The sequence below is a fragment of the Pelagerythrobacter marensis genome (genome assembly GCF_001028625.1).
Taxonomy (GTDB): Bacteria; Pseudomonadota; Alphaproteobacteria; order Sphingomonadales; family Sphingomonadaceae; genus Pelagerythrobacter; species Pelagerythrobacter marensis.
Map to the genome: position 1 here is coordinate 2539334 of NZ_CP011805.1, position 13140 is coordinate 2552473.

Annotated in this window: 12 protein-coding genes; 2 read left to right on the top strand and 10 right to left on the bottom strand. The window is 60.1% G+C overall.

Annotated elements, in window-relative coordinates; all coding sequences use genetic code 11:
- The first annotated feature begins 70 nt into the window (after positions 1-70).
- Positions 71-655 (top strand): helix-turn-helix domain-containing protein, encoded by a 585-nt coding sequence (locus tag AM2010_RS14060; RefSeq protein ID WP_150115284.1) that lies wholly within the window; start codon positions 71-73, stop codon positions 653-655.
- A 158-nt stretch (positions 656-813) separates the two neighbouring features.
- Here AM2010_RS14060 and AM2010_RS12040 read toward each other — a convergent pair whose 3' ends face one another.
- The 10 genes from AM2010_RS12040 to AM2010_RS12085 form a co-directional block, all read right to left on the bottom strand.
- A complete protein-coding gene (locus AM2010_RS12040) occupies positions 814-1764 on the bottom strand; it encodes a hypothetical protein (protein WP_201784054.1) in 951 nt (316 codons plus the stop codon).
- Between the two features lie 12 nt (positions 1765-1776).
- A complete protein-coding gene (locus tag AM2010_RS12045; protein WP_047807275.1) occupies positions 1777-2880 on the bottom strand; it encodes an AAA family ATPase in 1104 nt (367 codons plus the stop codon).
- Positions 2881-2885: 5 nt separating this feature from the next.
- Positions 2886-4037 (bottom strand): DUF262 domain-containing protein, encoded by a 1152-nt coding sequence (locus AM2010_RS12050; RefSeq protein ID WP_236699461.1) that lies wholly within the window; start codon positions 4035-4037, stop codon positions 2886-2888.
- A 351-nt stretch (positions 4038-4388) separates the two neighbouring features.
- Positions 4389-5033: a sigma-70 RNA polymerase sigma factor region 4 domain-containing protein gene (locus AM2010_RS12055; RefSeq protein ID WP_150115285.1), complete on the bottom strand. Its 645-nt coding sequence runs from the start codon at positions 5031-5033 to the stop codon at positions 4389-4391.
- 304 nt (positions 5034-5337) lie between these two features.
- Positions 5338-6093 (bottom strand): 3'-5' exonuclease family protein, encoded by a 756-nt coding sequence (locus tag AM2010_RS12060; RefSeq protein ID WP_047807277.1) that lies wholly within the window; start codon positions 6091-6093, stop codon positions 5338-5340.
- A 43-nt stretch (positions 6094-6136) separates the two neighbouring features.
- Positions 6137-6721, bottom strand: a complete 585-nt coding sequence (locus AM2010_RS12065) for a hypothetical protein (protein WP_047807278.1) — start codon at positions 6719-6721, stop codon at positions 6137-6139.
- Between the two features lie 86 nt (positions 6722-6807).
- Positions 6808-7356 carry a hypothetical protein gene (locus AM2010_RS12070; RefSeq protein WP_150115286.1) on the bottom strand — a complete coding sequence of 183 codons (549 nt, stop codon included), beginning with the start codon at positions 7354-7356 and terminating at the stop codon, positions 6808-6810.
- 69 nt (positions 7357-7425) lie between these two features.
- Entirely contained in the window at positions 7426-8337 is a 912-nt protein-coding gene (locus AM2010_RS12075; protein WP_082132912.1) for an exonuclease domain-containing protein, read from the bottom strand.
- A gap of 156 nt (positions 8338-8493) precedes the next feature.
- Positions 8494-10908 (bottom strand): hypothetical protein, encoded by a 2415-nt coding sequence (locus tag AM2010_RS12080; protein WP_150115287.1) that lies wholly within the window; start codon positions 10906-10908, stop codon positions 8494-8496.
- Entirely contained in the window at positions 10821-11888 is a 1068-nt protein-coding gene (locus tag AM2010_RS12085; RefSeq protein ID WP_047807281.1) for a hypothetical protein, read from the bottom strand. Before AM2010_RS12085 ends, AM2010_RS12080 begins: the two co-directional genes overlap by 88 nt.
- A 657-nt stretch (positions 11889-12545) precedes the next feature.
- Between AM2010_RS12085 and AM2010_RS12090 the strand changes: the two genes are divergently transcribed.
- Positions 12546-13139 carry a hypothetical protein gene (locus tag AM2010_RS12090; protein ID WP_047807282.1) on the top strand — a complete coding sequence of 198 codons (594 nt, stop codon included), beginning with the start codon at positions 12546-12548 and terminating at the stop codon, positions 13137-13139.
- The last annotated feature ends 1 nt before the right edge of the window (position 13140 follow it).

Sequence of the window (13140 nt, forward strand, 5' to 3'; positions counted from 1 at the left end):
CCCAAAGACTGCTCCACGCTTCGCTCCTGCAAATTCAGTCGCCAAATCGACTAATTGGACTTGTAGGATCTTGTGGAAACTGTTTGTGCAAACTCGACCCATGCCAGCCGAAGGACCCCCTCGATTTTCACGCAGCGACCTCGACGCCGGGGTCGCCAAGCGTTTGAAGGAAATTCGCCAATCGAAGCAGATGACGCGGCAGGAACTAGCGGTCGCAGCACGAATCTCAGCCAAGACGCTGGCTAGACATGAGCAGGGAAGGCAACGCCCCAGCGAACCCGCGCTTCGTCGCTTGGCGACGGCGCTAGGAGTTCAAATTTCAGATTTGGCTCCGGGCTGGAAGAACGATGATCTTAACAGACCTACGACTGGCACCGAGCATCCTGGGATTGGATTGAGATTGCTACGGAAGGAATGGGGTGTGTCTCTAGAAGCTGCCGCAAAAGCAGCTGGAGTAAATGCAGGCACGCTATCTAGGTTCGAGCGCGGCATGCACGCATCTCGTAAGCTAGCTAAACGGGTCGAAGGTCGAATAGGCGATCGACTCGTGTTGACCTCGGACGCGCTCGCTCGCCTTCTTCGTTTTGAAGATGCTGAAACATTGACTTTTGCGTGCGAGGAAATGGCCAATGACGGCAAACCATCGATCAGTTAGCCTCCAACCCGTTCTATGGCCGGCTTGATGTGCGCTTTGCGCCCCCACTTTGGTCATTCGCGACGCGTTCGGGCACGCTTGAAAGCGAACGTTCCTCAGGGCTTATGCCAAGCCATGGGTAAGCGCCTAATCACCTTGGCGACCAGACGACTTCGGTGTCAGGTCTTCGTGATTTTTGGCCCGAGGTAGACGACCGCCAACTTCTCACGTCCAGCTTCGAGAGGCCACTCGAAATGGAGTCGGAACGTGCGGTGCGAGATCTTCCCGTGCCAATGGGCCAGAATCTGCTCACCGTCCGCCCGATCGAAGGTCAGTTCCTTGTCGAACGTCCTACGGTTCGTCTCGGACTCGCCGGAGAACGGCGCCCGGTCTCCTTTAAAATACTGATCGACGACTTCTCTTGCGACTATACCCTCAGCACCGTCCTCGCTCCGGTCTCCTGCGTAAGTGTCGAGGAGCGCGAGAAGCGACATGGCCCTCTTGGCGATCGAAGCCTCGAACGGCTCGCGGGCTAGAACTGCATCCCTATGGAGATCGCCGATGTCGAGATTGGCAAAACGCTCCCGCGCCGTGTCGACTAGTTCTTCCCAGCTGGTGATCGGCGGGGCGGCGCGGGCAACGTCACGCTCCAGCGCCTCGAGCTCCCAAAGATTGCGCACTTCGTAGCGCCCATATCGCTCCTCGGGCAAGCCGTGGTCGACCGCCAGCGGATCGCGGGCGAAATCCTTCCCGCCACCTTCGAAGCTGAAGGTCGAGCATTCTTCTTGCTTCTTAGTCCGGCGGGCCGCCTCGCCGAGACCGCTGGACGTAACCTCCAAGCCTTCGAACTCGAAGAAGTCGTCAGGCTCGGGTGCCCGGTCGTCGTCGATGAAGGGTCCGGTCCTGTCGATCCAAGTGAGCAGCGCACGTTGAAGGTCCCGGTCGCCGTATCGCGTAATCAGCGCCCTCACGTCGGCATCTCGGGCGACCTGTGCCTGGGGTAGCATCCGCGTAACGCGCAGGTTGTTCTTGAGAGTTCCGCTACTATGCCGCAGGTCCAGCAGCCCACGCAGGACAGCAAGAAAGTCGGCATCGTCGACGAACTGCCCCTGCAGCGAGGACTCGTTCACGAACCATAGCATTCACGACCACCCGGCCAGCTTGCCGACGTCGTTGTCGCTCTGGTCGAAGAAGCCTTCCGGCCAAGAGCTGACACGTCCGTGTCTGTCTACCTGCGGGGTAGTCACTCCGTGCCCGGCTTCACTTGCTCCGGCGAAGAAAGTCAGGCCCGCGTCGGCTGGCGGGAGCACGCCCTCGGCAACTGCAAGCCGGATGCCGTTCAGCACGTGGTCGCTATGGGTTTCGACTAGGAGCTGAACCCCAGCGGTCGCGAAGCAGGCGAGCATACGGCCCGCGCGCGACTGGGCCTGAGGGTGGAGATGGGCTTCCGGACTATCAATCACGACGACATCGCCGGGCTCCGCCGCGAGCAGGGCGACAACGATCGGGAAGACGTAGGTGAGACCGTAGCCAACGTTGGCGGGTCGCTTCCACTCGCCGACCTCTGAGAGCCTGAACCTGAGCACAAGCGACGACGCAGTCGGCACAGCCTGCACATCGGCGGCGGCGCCAGGCGCCAAGAAGTCCAGCCACGCGTCCACCTGGCGGCGGAAGGTCGTGCCAATGCTGTCGGGGCATTTGGCTTCCACCCGTACCTCCTCGTCGGCAAGCTCGTGATACCAGTGACTTGCGTAGCGACCGTCTACCCCGACGTCTGCCTGACCGGAGTACGACCGGTCCGGTATCGGGAAGGAATCAGCAGGTCCTCCGCGGACCGCGCTTATGTGAACGAGGCGGTCGATCTTTCGAGACAACTCGCGGGCGCCGCCCTCCGATGCCGTAGTCACGGTGCTAAGCACCCTGTCACCGGCCTTGGCCGACACGGTTACCTCCAGGTCGTCATCGCCCGAAGCGAGCGCAAACCTCGTCGCCCGGTCGCCACGACTAGACCTTAGGACGTCACCGGCAGAGCCCAGACGCACAACCTCGCCATTGAGCGGAAGCTTACCCGTCTTGCCCGTCGAACCCCACGCGCCGAGCCGCGCCGCTTGCGCTAATAGGAGCAGCGGCTGGAGCGCAGTCGACTTGCCCGCCCCGTTGAAGCCAGTGAAGAGGGTGAGAGGTTTCAGTGGAAGACGCAGGTCCTCGAAGCACTTGAAGTGTTCGACTGTGAGCGTGTCTAGCATCCCATTCAAAGCTCGAACCGCCTGAGCGCCTCCTTCATCATCGCGAAGCGCGTCCTCACGGCCTGCGTGCTGTTGGTCGAGTAGGTGATTGCACGGGAGAAGTCCTCATTCGTCACCAGGTTCTCGATCGTCTCGCGGAGTTCTTCGTGCTCCGCTTCGACAATTTGGTCGACTATTGCGGCTAGCAGCACGGCGCTTACTTCGAAAAGCGAGATGTTGATAACGCTGCGGGGCGCTTCGGCGAGATCAGATGCCAGCGACTTGCGGAACGCGTGGTGACCGAAGAGCACGCGGCTGAGGTTCATCGCCGCGTCGAAACGGCGTCTCAGCTCGTTGCGCTCCTCCTCGTCGAGGGCCGCGAGACGCTTGAGGCCTTTGGCGAGGAAGACGTCCATATCCCCGGCGGTATATTCCTCCCAACCCATCAACGCGAAGGCACAGAAGCGGTTGATGGCTTCGCGGTCGCGCATCGCTTTGCTGTCCAACGACCCGGCAGTCGCGTCCTGGAAAGCCTGACCCTCGGCGGCGGACTTGAGCCAGCGCGTCGCCGGGCCGTTGTAGAGTGCGTTGCGCATCTGCTGCCGCGTCAGCGTCGCGCCGCTGTTGACCCGCTCAAAAATGTCGAGCCGAGCCTGCTCCGGCGCCTTCGCGTCGAGGATGTACATGGTGAGCTGAGTGTCGCTGACCCGTTCCTGCAGGTTGATTGGCAGGTCGTCGAAATAGCGTCCCTCCAGCTCATGCGATCCGGTAATCTCTCCCGATGTGAGCCCGGTGAGGCGCAGCTGATTTCCGAGAAACCGGGCGAACGTCGTAAGTCGCTGGAGTCCGTCGACAACGATGATGCGTCCATCGGGTGCCTCCGCGACATAGAACACTGGAAGCGGAATGCGCATCACGCAGCTCTCGATGAGCTTCGACTGCTTGGCGTTCGACCATACGAAATCACGCTGAAAATCCGGGTCGAGGACGTAGCGCTCCTTCTCGATCCGCGAGACCACCTCTCCGACCGTGCGCTGCTCGGTCCGCACGAAGACGGCGTCGAGAGGGTAGTCCCCCCATCCATCGCCGCTCGTAGAATCGTAGCCTTCGATCTCCTCGCCTTCGAGAAGGATTGGCTCTACCCCATCCGTCTCGGTTTCGCTCGGCGTCTCGTCCACCTTTGTATTTCCTTGTTCGATATGCATTCCCATATGTTTAGGGTCAAAGTCGCTCGCGGCAACTGTGTACGAAGCGCGTAACCGTAGTTGCCACCATCAGAGTTGCAATCTGTGTGATCGCCGAACATGCCCGTCCTTGTGGCACGCCGAGTAAGGTCATGCATAGCCGCCCGCTCATCGACAGGCGTTTTGACGATCATAGCTCAACCGCAGAACGACCGGCTGGACGTCTTGACGACCTAGCTGAACAGACGAACGAGTGTCCGTTCCTCGGGGTCGCTTACCCACAAGCGGCCAGTCAGCAGGCGGCCCCGCTTCAGACGGTAGCATCTCATCCATTCGCTTTAATTCCTATGCGGCCAAATCCAGATCCTTGAATTCGTCCCACACCTTCGCAGCGCGCCTTTTGATTAGGCGGCGAGTCGTCGCCAATTCGGCCTGATCCATCCCCCCAAAATCTGCGAGGGCTTTCCCGCACAGGCCTTGGCCAATACCGTCAATCACTCCCTCGGTCTTTGGCGAGTTTCCGGCTACATCCTCCAGGGCTTTTCGACAGGCCTCGGCGCGCACGGCGATTTCGTAGGCCTCGTCTGGCGCGTAAGGAGTCGCCGATTGATTGCAGGCCTCGCGGAGAAGCGGCTCATCCCTTTCGCGCTTGGCGATGACCGCGCTCGCGAGCGAGCGCATGACAGCCATCAAAAAGTGTTCGATCTTCAGCCCGACGGGGCAACTGCGAGAGGTCAGCGCGCGCAGAATCGCTTCCTGCAGCATGTCGTCCGGGTCGATACCGGCAGTGAAGGCACGGAACCGCGCCACGCTCATCAGCTTCGAGCTAGCGCTCGTGTCAATTGCTGCGATCGCGGCGCGAACTTGCGCTTTCGTGAGATACGAGCTTGCCGCGGTACTCGATGATGTGTGCGCGCCACTACCCGAATTCGGACAGCCGTTCGTCGATTTTTTGATTTTGGTGCCGTTTCCGGCGGGAGCCTTTGCCATGGTTTCCTCGCTGGGCGAGCGAGACCACGGGCGTGGACAGCAATGTCGAAGATGTCATTTCGTGACCTCGAGCGCCATTCGAACGCGCACGGGTTGCGTGCGGGTTCACAGGGTTAGCGCGACTCGAATCAAGGTCTCCGGCTCGGGGTACTATCCCGGCACGCTGCATCGCGACCCTGCTTTGCCATGGGATGATTTAAGAAGTGGTTACCGTCGCCTTCCCGCATCGGCGGCGGTTGGTTCTTCTATGTGCCGGACCGGTGGTGTCTGAATTTCACCGGTCCGACGTATATAGGATTGTGGCTTAGGCCGCGTCGTCGAACCCTGCGGCAATCCCGTCGTGCAGGCTATTGGCGTAGGTTCGCAATTCTCCTGCGAACGTATGGTCCGGGCGCCGCCGCAGGAAGCCCTCGACCAGCGCGATGATCGCGGGCTCGAGCCGCAGTCCATTCGTGCCCTGGGCGACGAGCCAGCCGATCTTCGCAATGGCAAGCAGCGGGCAGTCGAGTTCGACGTGATCGCGCAAGCTCTGCCAAGCGGCGTCGCTGGCCGGCCGGGGCACGCTCGGTTTCGCTGCGACGACGTCAAACGGCACGCCCATACGCAACAGCATTTGGGAAAGGTGAGTCCAGGTGCGGCCGCCGCCCTTCAGCTGCAGCCCCAGATCGATGTGAGGCCGAGGGCCTTTCCGACCGGGTTGGTCAATGAGCTGCGGCGGTAGTCGTAGTCCGTGGGCCATGCTCGCTTGCAAGAGAATGGGAACATCCATGGCAAGTCCGCCATAGGTTAGCACCGGCTTGTCTTCGTTCGCGCGTAGATAGTCGAAGGCTTGGCGTATCACGCCTTCTTCGTCCCCCCAGTCCCGTTCACTCCAGCTGCCGATTTCGCCGGTGCTAACCCTGCCCTCATCGTCGATGGTGAACTGGAACACTCCAGCTGCCATGACGCGTTTCACCGCAACCGCGCGGCGCTGCGATGCAGGGTCCATGGCCCGATGCAGCTCGTGCAATTCCCGGTCCCAGAAGAATTCCGCGTCGAGTGCAATATACGTTTTTGCCATTGTGCTTTTTCCTTTCTCTAGCTGTTGGCATCATGACGCTTCGTCAGAAGGGGAGCGGGCGGGCCCGCTCGATTGCTCTCCAAGCTTCCCATGCGGTCGAGAGCGAGTTTCGCTCGTCCGGAGAGAACTGCGACCACAGGAAAGCGGCCCAGAGGCATTGGGCCTCGTCTGGCGCCTTGCGCGACCGGGATAGGATGTTCGCGCCGGGTCCGGCGCGTTCGATCCGATACGCCGCGGCGATTTCCTCCAGCACTCTGTTGGCGCACTCGAGCGGAAGGATGTCGAGATCCGCGCGCTCGCGCTGCAGCAGTTGCAGGTCAGCCGGAGGAAGTGGGCCACCTGCAGCAAAGCTGTGCCGCAGATAATGTTGCGCGGTGCGCGAGGCCCTCGCGATCACCGTCGCGTGTCTAGGGATGCGCGCGGCAATTCCGTCGAGGATCGAGGCGCGCGTGGCCGTCCGATCAAACGCAGCGTGATCGATGGTGAACCGGGCGCCGGCCTTTCGGCACCGGGTGACGGTGAAGAGCGCGGTCGAACGGATTGCCGAGCGTGCGGCGTGCTCGCTGGCATCGCGGATGATGACAAGCGAGCATAGGGTGTCTGGGTGCCGCCTGGAATTGGTGGTCATGGAAATGGTCCCTTGCTGGTGAACGAAAGAGGGCGGCGCTCCCGCTGGAAGCGCCGCCCTCTCGTGGTTGGTGAATGTAGACGCGGTCAGGCTGCGGCGGTGTCGACCGGGACTGCGGTGCCATCGGCATGGAAGGCGAAAGTGGTTTCTTCCCACGCACCGGATTCGAGCAGAGGACCGACCGCTTCGACCGCAGCTGCGATGCGGCTCTCGGCACGGATGCGCGCCTTCCGGCGCGTCGCAGCCTTCTCGACGGCGACCTCCCGCAGCACGCCCCGTTCGTCGATGTCGAACTGACGGCTGCGATCCATGGTCACGAGTACCAACGGCTTCTCGGCGCCGACGCAGGCCGGCTCGACCCGCACTAGGCCGATGCCGTCCAGCATTCGGAAGACCAGGAAATACCAGGCGGGGGAGGTGTCGCTCGGCGAGCTGTAAACCGCGAACACCGCATCTTGGCGATCTTCGGCGGCCTTGCAGGCTAACGCCTCCATAACAGGCAGGGTCGCGGCGCTCACGCAGCCGAACGTAATTGCCGAGGTGCCGGTGCTTGTTTCCGGCAATCCGAGCTCAAGACGGAGGGCGAGCGCGTTCGCCCGGTGGGCTCGGAGCCCACCGACTTGGGTATTGTTCATTATTCTGTTCCTTGTTTTCGGTGACGGCCATGCTGGCCGGAGCTTTTCCCTCACCCGGGAGGCTCGTAATCAGCGCCTCCAGGACACCACTTCGACCTTCCGCTCTACCGGCTCCCAGGTCCAATCTGCTCGATACCGTTCGACCCAATCGACGGGGACGATGGTAGGATTGCGGCCCACCAGTTCGCGGTACCACGCGACCTCGGAGTCATAGTCCGCTTCGCGCACGAGCTTGTGATTCACGCCGCGGTCCGCATATCGATATCCACGGCGATGCACGTCTTTTCGCAGGCGATACGGCAGATCGCTCGCCTCGAAGCGCCAGGTTGGCGATCGCGCACCGGCAAGCGCATGTGCCATCACCGTACGTCTGTCGCGGCATTCGTGTGCGAGCAAATGGATCAGGCTTGCGACGTCGTCGGCCGCGCGATGCGCGGTCGGATTGAACATCCCAGCCTGCATCAGAAGATACCCCTGCGCGCGACCGTCGAAGCCCAAAGCGTGCCAATCGACATCCGCCATGGCGCAAATCCACGGCATCTCGCCGACCTCCGGGACGAGCATTTCGAGGTGCTGACGGTCGAATTTGGAGTGAAAGGCGAGGCATGCATCAGCTGTCTTGAGATGCTCGGCGATCTTCTGCGGCACGAGCCGTTTGCCCGCGACCATGGTGTCGGTAATGCCAGTGATCTTTTCAATCTGTGGCTCAATCGGCCGTGAGGGCTGCTGTAGACCGCATTTCACGCGTTCCACCTCAAGGATATGCCCCTGCAGATCGACGACGATCATCGCGACGGCGATTTCGAGGATTTCGTGATACTGGGGATCAAGGCCATCGGTCTCGAGATCGATCACCGCGATCTTCATGAAGGGCGGCCCCGCATTGGTGGGTGGTCGCCATTTCTGCAGCGGTGTTATCCGGTGCAGGACGCGGGTCTGGCCGTCGTTGCCGCGCGCGGCCGGAGTGGTTGGGGTATTCATGTGTCGTTCCTCGTTGTTGATGAACGAGGACAGCCGTAGGCATTTTTCCTTCACCCCGCTGTCCTCCCGGACAGCGTCGTTTCCCGGTTCTCATACGGCCGAGCATGCCGAACTTTTCCTAATGTGGTTGCGCGAGGGCCACTGCGCAAAGTCGCATCAGAAGCCTTGGCCAAAGCCGTTTGCGATTGCCGCCTGCAGGTTGTGCCTGCTTGGAGGCTTATTGGCTTTAGATGCCATGAGAGCGATTTCCCCGCTGAGCGCAATCGCCATAAATTCGCGTCGCCGACTTGCGGCATCATTGCGCGCCGCACCTTTGGTGGGCGTGAGAGGCTGTGCAGCGAATTGAAGGGCTTTGGCGACATTTGGCTCGACTGACCATTTTTTCAACAGGCGGTCGACGCCGCTTCCGCGCGACCCCGCCAGCGTCCACTCGCCATGGACACCTTCCAGTTCGGCCGATCTCGAGGTCGCAGCAGTAGCAAGCCACGCCAGTTCTACCTTTTGATCGAAATCGATGATCCCGAGTGCCCGTTGAAGCCGAGGATCAGCAATGTCGCGATCTGTGAGCGCATATTTCTCCCGGAAGGGCGCTGGCACATCGTAGCCCGATCCGAGCTTCTCGACTAAGAACGGTCCGTCCATCAGCGCTCTCAAGAACGCAAAGTGTCGCGAACTTTCCGTCGCAGGCCCACTCTCTTCGCGGCGGCTCGTCTCTTCACTATTGCCGGAGCTTGTTTCTCCTCTCGATGGGGCGTTAGCAGATGAGGAAGCAGGGTTCGATTGCGCATCGTTCTGCACCAAGCGCCGCTTGGAATGATTCGCTTGTGCAACCGGACCAATAGTGACCTCCCTTTGTTTGGCCCCAGAAACTCTAGGCATTGCGGGGCCGCTTTCGCCCTCAAGTTCGTCGTCAGTGGGAGCGACGGAACGGCTCTGCGTGTTCTTGCTTAAGCCGCGCTTTAAACCGTCGGCCGCCAGCTGCTTTTCACTGGGTGTATTGTCACGACTATTCCCTGATGGCGGACTACCCTTGCTCGTGACTCTTGGTGCGCCAGCTCCAATACGGATGTTGGCGGCCTCTCCCGGGATGATGCTGGGCTTCTTACTTGAGCTAGCGCTCTCGACCTCTTCAGGGTGGTCAGGAACCTTTCGCGTTTTCGCCGGATACTGGTCATGCTGAAAAACGCGGCCCGCGAGATCAGCAGGAGAGGCCACCGACTGGCCCGTTTTGATCATCTTAGCATCGGCAGTTTGGGTACGGGTCGAGTTTTGCTGTTGCGCTTGCGCCGATAGGGTATTCGGATCATCGCTTGGCCCCTCGGCCAATTTACCCTCGTTGTCGGCTGATACCGGGCTTTTCTTTCCGGAATTCCCGCTGGGCTCCGAATCTGCTTGTTGGGCGAGCCGCTCAAGCATGGTCGTCACCCGCTGCCGTTCAATAGCATTGGGATCCAGTGTTCTCGCATCATTTCTCGCCGCCTCTTTCGTTGCGGCAGTATCGGCAAGCGACGGATCGGCTGTGCGCGGGTGGGTATCGTCCCTCCCCTGGGTCGATGCCTCTTGGATTGTTTCCGTTTCGTTGGTGGAAGCAATGGCCACAGGTGGCTGAACACGTGCGAGGGGGGACAACGTCAGGGCCGCGTCAATTTCAGGAAGCCAGGAACCGTAGTCATCGAACAGGATCTCGGCGCACCGTAGGTGCTCCTGCGCATCCTCCATCAAGTCGTAGGTGCGCTTGAACTCTTTGCCGGAAAGCTTCTTCGGATGTTGAGGCAGGCGTTCGCTATCGGCGGTAATCCTGCGCGCGGCATGAAAATGAATATGACGAGCGCGCGATGTCAATCTTGCCTTGAGCATGGCTGCAGCGTCTCGCACGAAGCGCAGGGTCTGCGTGGGGGCATCCGTCGGATGCATCGCAAGAGGGTGCTGACGTAAGAGTTCGCCGACTTGATGATCCCACTGACGCTGCTCGTTATCGTTCCCGTCGAGAGTGGGGTACCCCTGTTTCTCGCGCCAGTTCTGCCGGGGCCCAAGGTGGACGTCAGATTCCTTGTCGATGCCGATTTCGGATAGCTTGCCAGGGTGAAAGCGCGTCTCGCTACCAACAGCGCGTAGCTCCTCGTTCACAACACTTGCGTACTTCTCCTTGAGATCGAAGATCCACCCATCGTTACGCGTATCCTGGTGAACGTTGCGGTCGAAGGGGCAAGTGGTTTTCTTCTTTCCGGAGTCGGTCTTGTAGTGGAGCACGATATCCGGCTCCCACATACCCTCCCATTCTGGTTGCGGATTGGCCGCAGCTTCCTCCCACAGCTCGATTTGCCGTTTTAGCTTCCCGTTTTTGGGATAAGGCTTCCCTCTGGCAGCATAGTCGGCTTTGCTTTTTTCGAAGGCATCCATAAGCGACTGTGGTACCGCCGGGGGCGATGCGCTAGAAAGTCGCCGCATGGGTCGTGGGTGATAATCAAGGTGGTAGTGACCGTTCAGCGGATTGTTGTTCTCGTCGGCTTCGTGAAACACGCAAACGAAGGGTAGATCGCGCCTGCGGAATTCATTCGTGAATTTTTCCAAGACGCGTCGTTTGGCTGCGGCATCCAGTTCCTTGGGTATCTCGCCCACGATGCGGCGCTGAAGTTCAGCGAACTCCCCGCATAGTATCTGATTTGATCGGCGCGGCTTCGGGGTTTCTGTCCGTTTGATGTTTGGGCGGCGCTGCGTTCATGCCACCCGCACCCCCGGAGCGCAGCCAACGTCGCTTCAATCTCGTCCTTCTCGACGTCGATCCACTCGCTGCCGCCCGCAAGAATTTGCTCGCGCACCTTGGATGGCAAAAAGTTGCGCTGCAGAACCGACTGCCAGAACGGGTCGTCGCGGACCGGTCGAACTTTGAGCCATGGCTTTTTCTCTGGACCGGCTGCCCTGATCGCCGTCTTGGCGACGATTTTCCATGCCGGTGCGAAATCTTGCACTGCGCCCAGATTGGGAAAAATCATCGGCCCGACCTCGTCGGCAGGGACCACATCCCGCGCCACATAGTCGGTACGGTCTTGTGCTTCCTTGGCGAGCAGGGCCTCTAACCCCGGCACTTTGTCCGCATCCTGCAAGTAATGGTCATGCTGAGCGACCGACGCGATGGCCTCCTTCGTCGAACCGCTGATTGTCTCGTGCGCAAAATGAAATGTGCGCTTACCGCTAGGTGCTTGATACGTCCGGGGGCGCGTAATCGGTGGTGCAAAGCGCTGGGCTGAAGCAATCCCCGGTTCGGCACCCCAGAGCGTGCGGGCGGGCCCACGCCTATCAAGGCCGCCGACCCTTCCGGTAATGTCTATGTCTTTCGACATGCCGTCGCTGAAGAAGTGCTTCGTTGCCAGGATGCGTGCGTCGGTCTGGATTCGGATTTTCAGTTCGGCACGACCTGCCTTTCCTTGATAGCGATAAAGCTGACCCGCGGTCAGGTTGGGTCCGTGCATGAGCCTGACGCAATCGCTCTCCAGCGCCTTGAGGTGCTCAAGTGCTCGTCTAGCCAGCAAGCGTTTGGCTTCCATTTCCATAAATGGAAGTATGGCGAAGCACAGGGATCGATCACAATCGGCTAAACGCCCATTTTTGGTTGCGTATGCGGAAATGTATTCTTACACTTTCACATACGCAAATGAGAGCTGTTCGCAATTTACTATCGCTTCGGCTTCCCTTGATTTGCGCAAGCATACAGGTCTTAGGCGCCAGCCGGACCTTTATGCCCTATTGCGCCTAAAAGAATTAGGGCCGCCAGCCCTTGCCAGCCCTCGAATTGGGGTGAGGCGGTTGGTCTGCTAGGATTCCCGAAAACTATGCGAGAGCATCGGGTCTTTGGACACGTATATTCCGGCCGATGTATAGCAAGCAGGACACCCTCCGGTCAGGTGGCTGGTGTGGGCGTCGGCACCTTACAGCTGATCGAGCGGCAAGAGGTTAATTCGCTTAGAGGCGGGCTTCTGGCGTTGCGCGAACCGTCGCCGGGCGGCCGTCGAAGCAAGTGCGCCGACTAAGGCGCCGGGTGCTCCTTGTAGGGCGGCTTCGAGTGTCCGAGCGAAGTAGGCCAGCGCTTGGGTCAGCGGCGAGGGCGGCAAACCGCGTGCCACTACGCAAGACGGGATCAATTCAAATAGAAAAATTGCTGGATCGCAAATCCATTGACTTCAGTCACCGATCATCTAGATCGACGATCCATGAGAAAAAATTTTAGCCTTGATTCGATCTCGCGCGTCAGCAGTGGCGTCGCAGTCGATCGCTCTGGCGGGGGCGCGTTTGCAGTCATGGTAGGCGACGTCGGTACCAACGTGCTGATCCCTGCAGGGCTGGGTGAAGTGGGTTTTGCAGGTGAGGATGCGCGTCTGAAGGATTTCGACATCCTCATCTCTCTCCGCGGCAAGCGGAACGGCTCGTCGGTCTTCAAGGATGATAGGTTTGAGGGACGCCCCGTCCATGCCTCGCTCGATGTAGCCGTGATCAGGTTGCATCAGCCGGACCATATGGCTGCACTTGCGCTGTCGTTCTGGTTCAATCTCGAGAGCACCCAGCACCTGCTGGCAGTGCATCGAGTTGGTAGTCATGCGTTCAGGCTCCCGCTGCCAGCACTCCGGAAATTTCAGGTTCCGCATTTCACCCCGCAGTCGGCCGACCTGTTCGTCCGTGCAGCAGTGGCAGGCCGACAGGCAATGAAACTCGAGCGTTACATCACCGCTCGCAGAGAACTCGTATTCGAAGAAATGATGACCCAAGCCGCCGCGCAGTTTCAAGGTGGCGCAGGACGAGAGGATTAGT

Coding starts and splice junctions, on each gene's coding strand:
- AM2010_RS12045 (WP_047807275.1), bottom strand. CDS start 2,880: ATGCTAGACACGCTCACAGTCGAACACTTCAAGTGCTTCGAGGACCTG.
- AM2010_RS12055 (WP_150115285.1), bottom strand. CDS start 5,033: ATGGCAAAGGCTCCCGCCGGAAACGGCACCAAAATCAAAAAATCGACG.
- AM2010_RS12060 (WP_047807277.1), bottom strand. CDS start 6,093: ATGGCAAAAACGTATATTGCACTCGACGCGGAATTCTTCTGGGACCGG.
- AM2010_RS12065 (WP_047807278.1), bottom strand. CDS start 6,721: ATGACCACCAATTCCAGGCGGCACCCAGACACCCTATGCTCGCTTGTC.
- AM2010_RS12070 (WP_150115286.1), bottom strand. CDS start 7,356: ATGAACAATACCCAAGTCGGTGGGCTCCGAGCCCACCGGGCGAACGCG.
- AM2010_RS12075 (WP_082132912.1), bottom strand. CDS start 8,337: ATGAATACCCCAACCACTCCGGCCGCGCGCGGCAACGACGGCCAGACC.
- AM2010_RS12085 (WP_047807281.1), bottom strand. CDS start 11,888: ATGGAAATGGAAGCCAAACGCTTGCTGGCTAGACGAGCACTTGAGCAC.
- AM2010_RS12090 (WP_047807282.1), top strand. CDS start 12,546: ATGAGAAAAAATTTTAGCCTTGATTCGATCTCGCGCGTCAGCAGTGGC.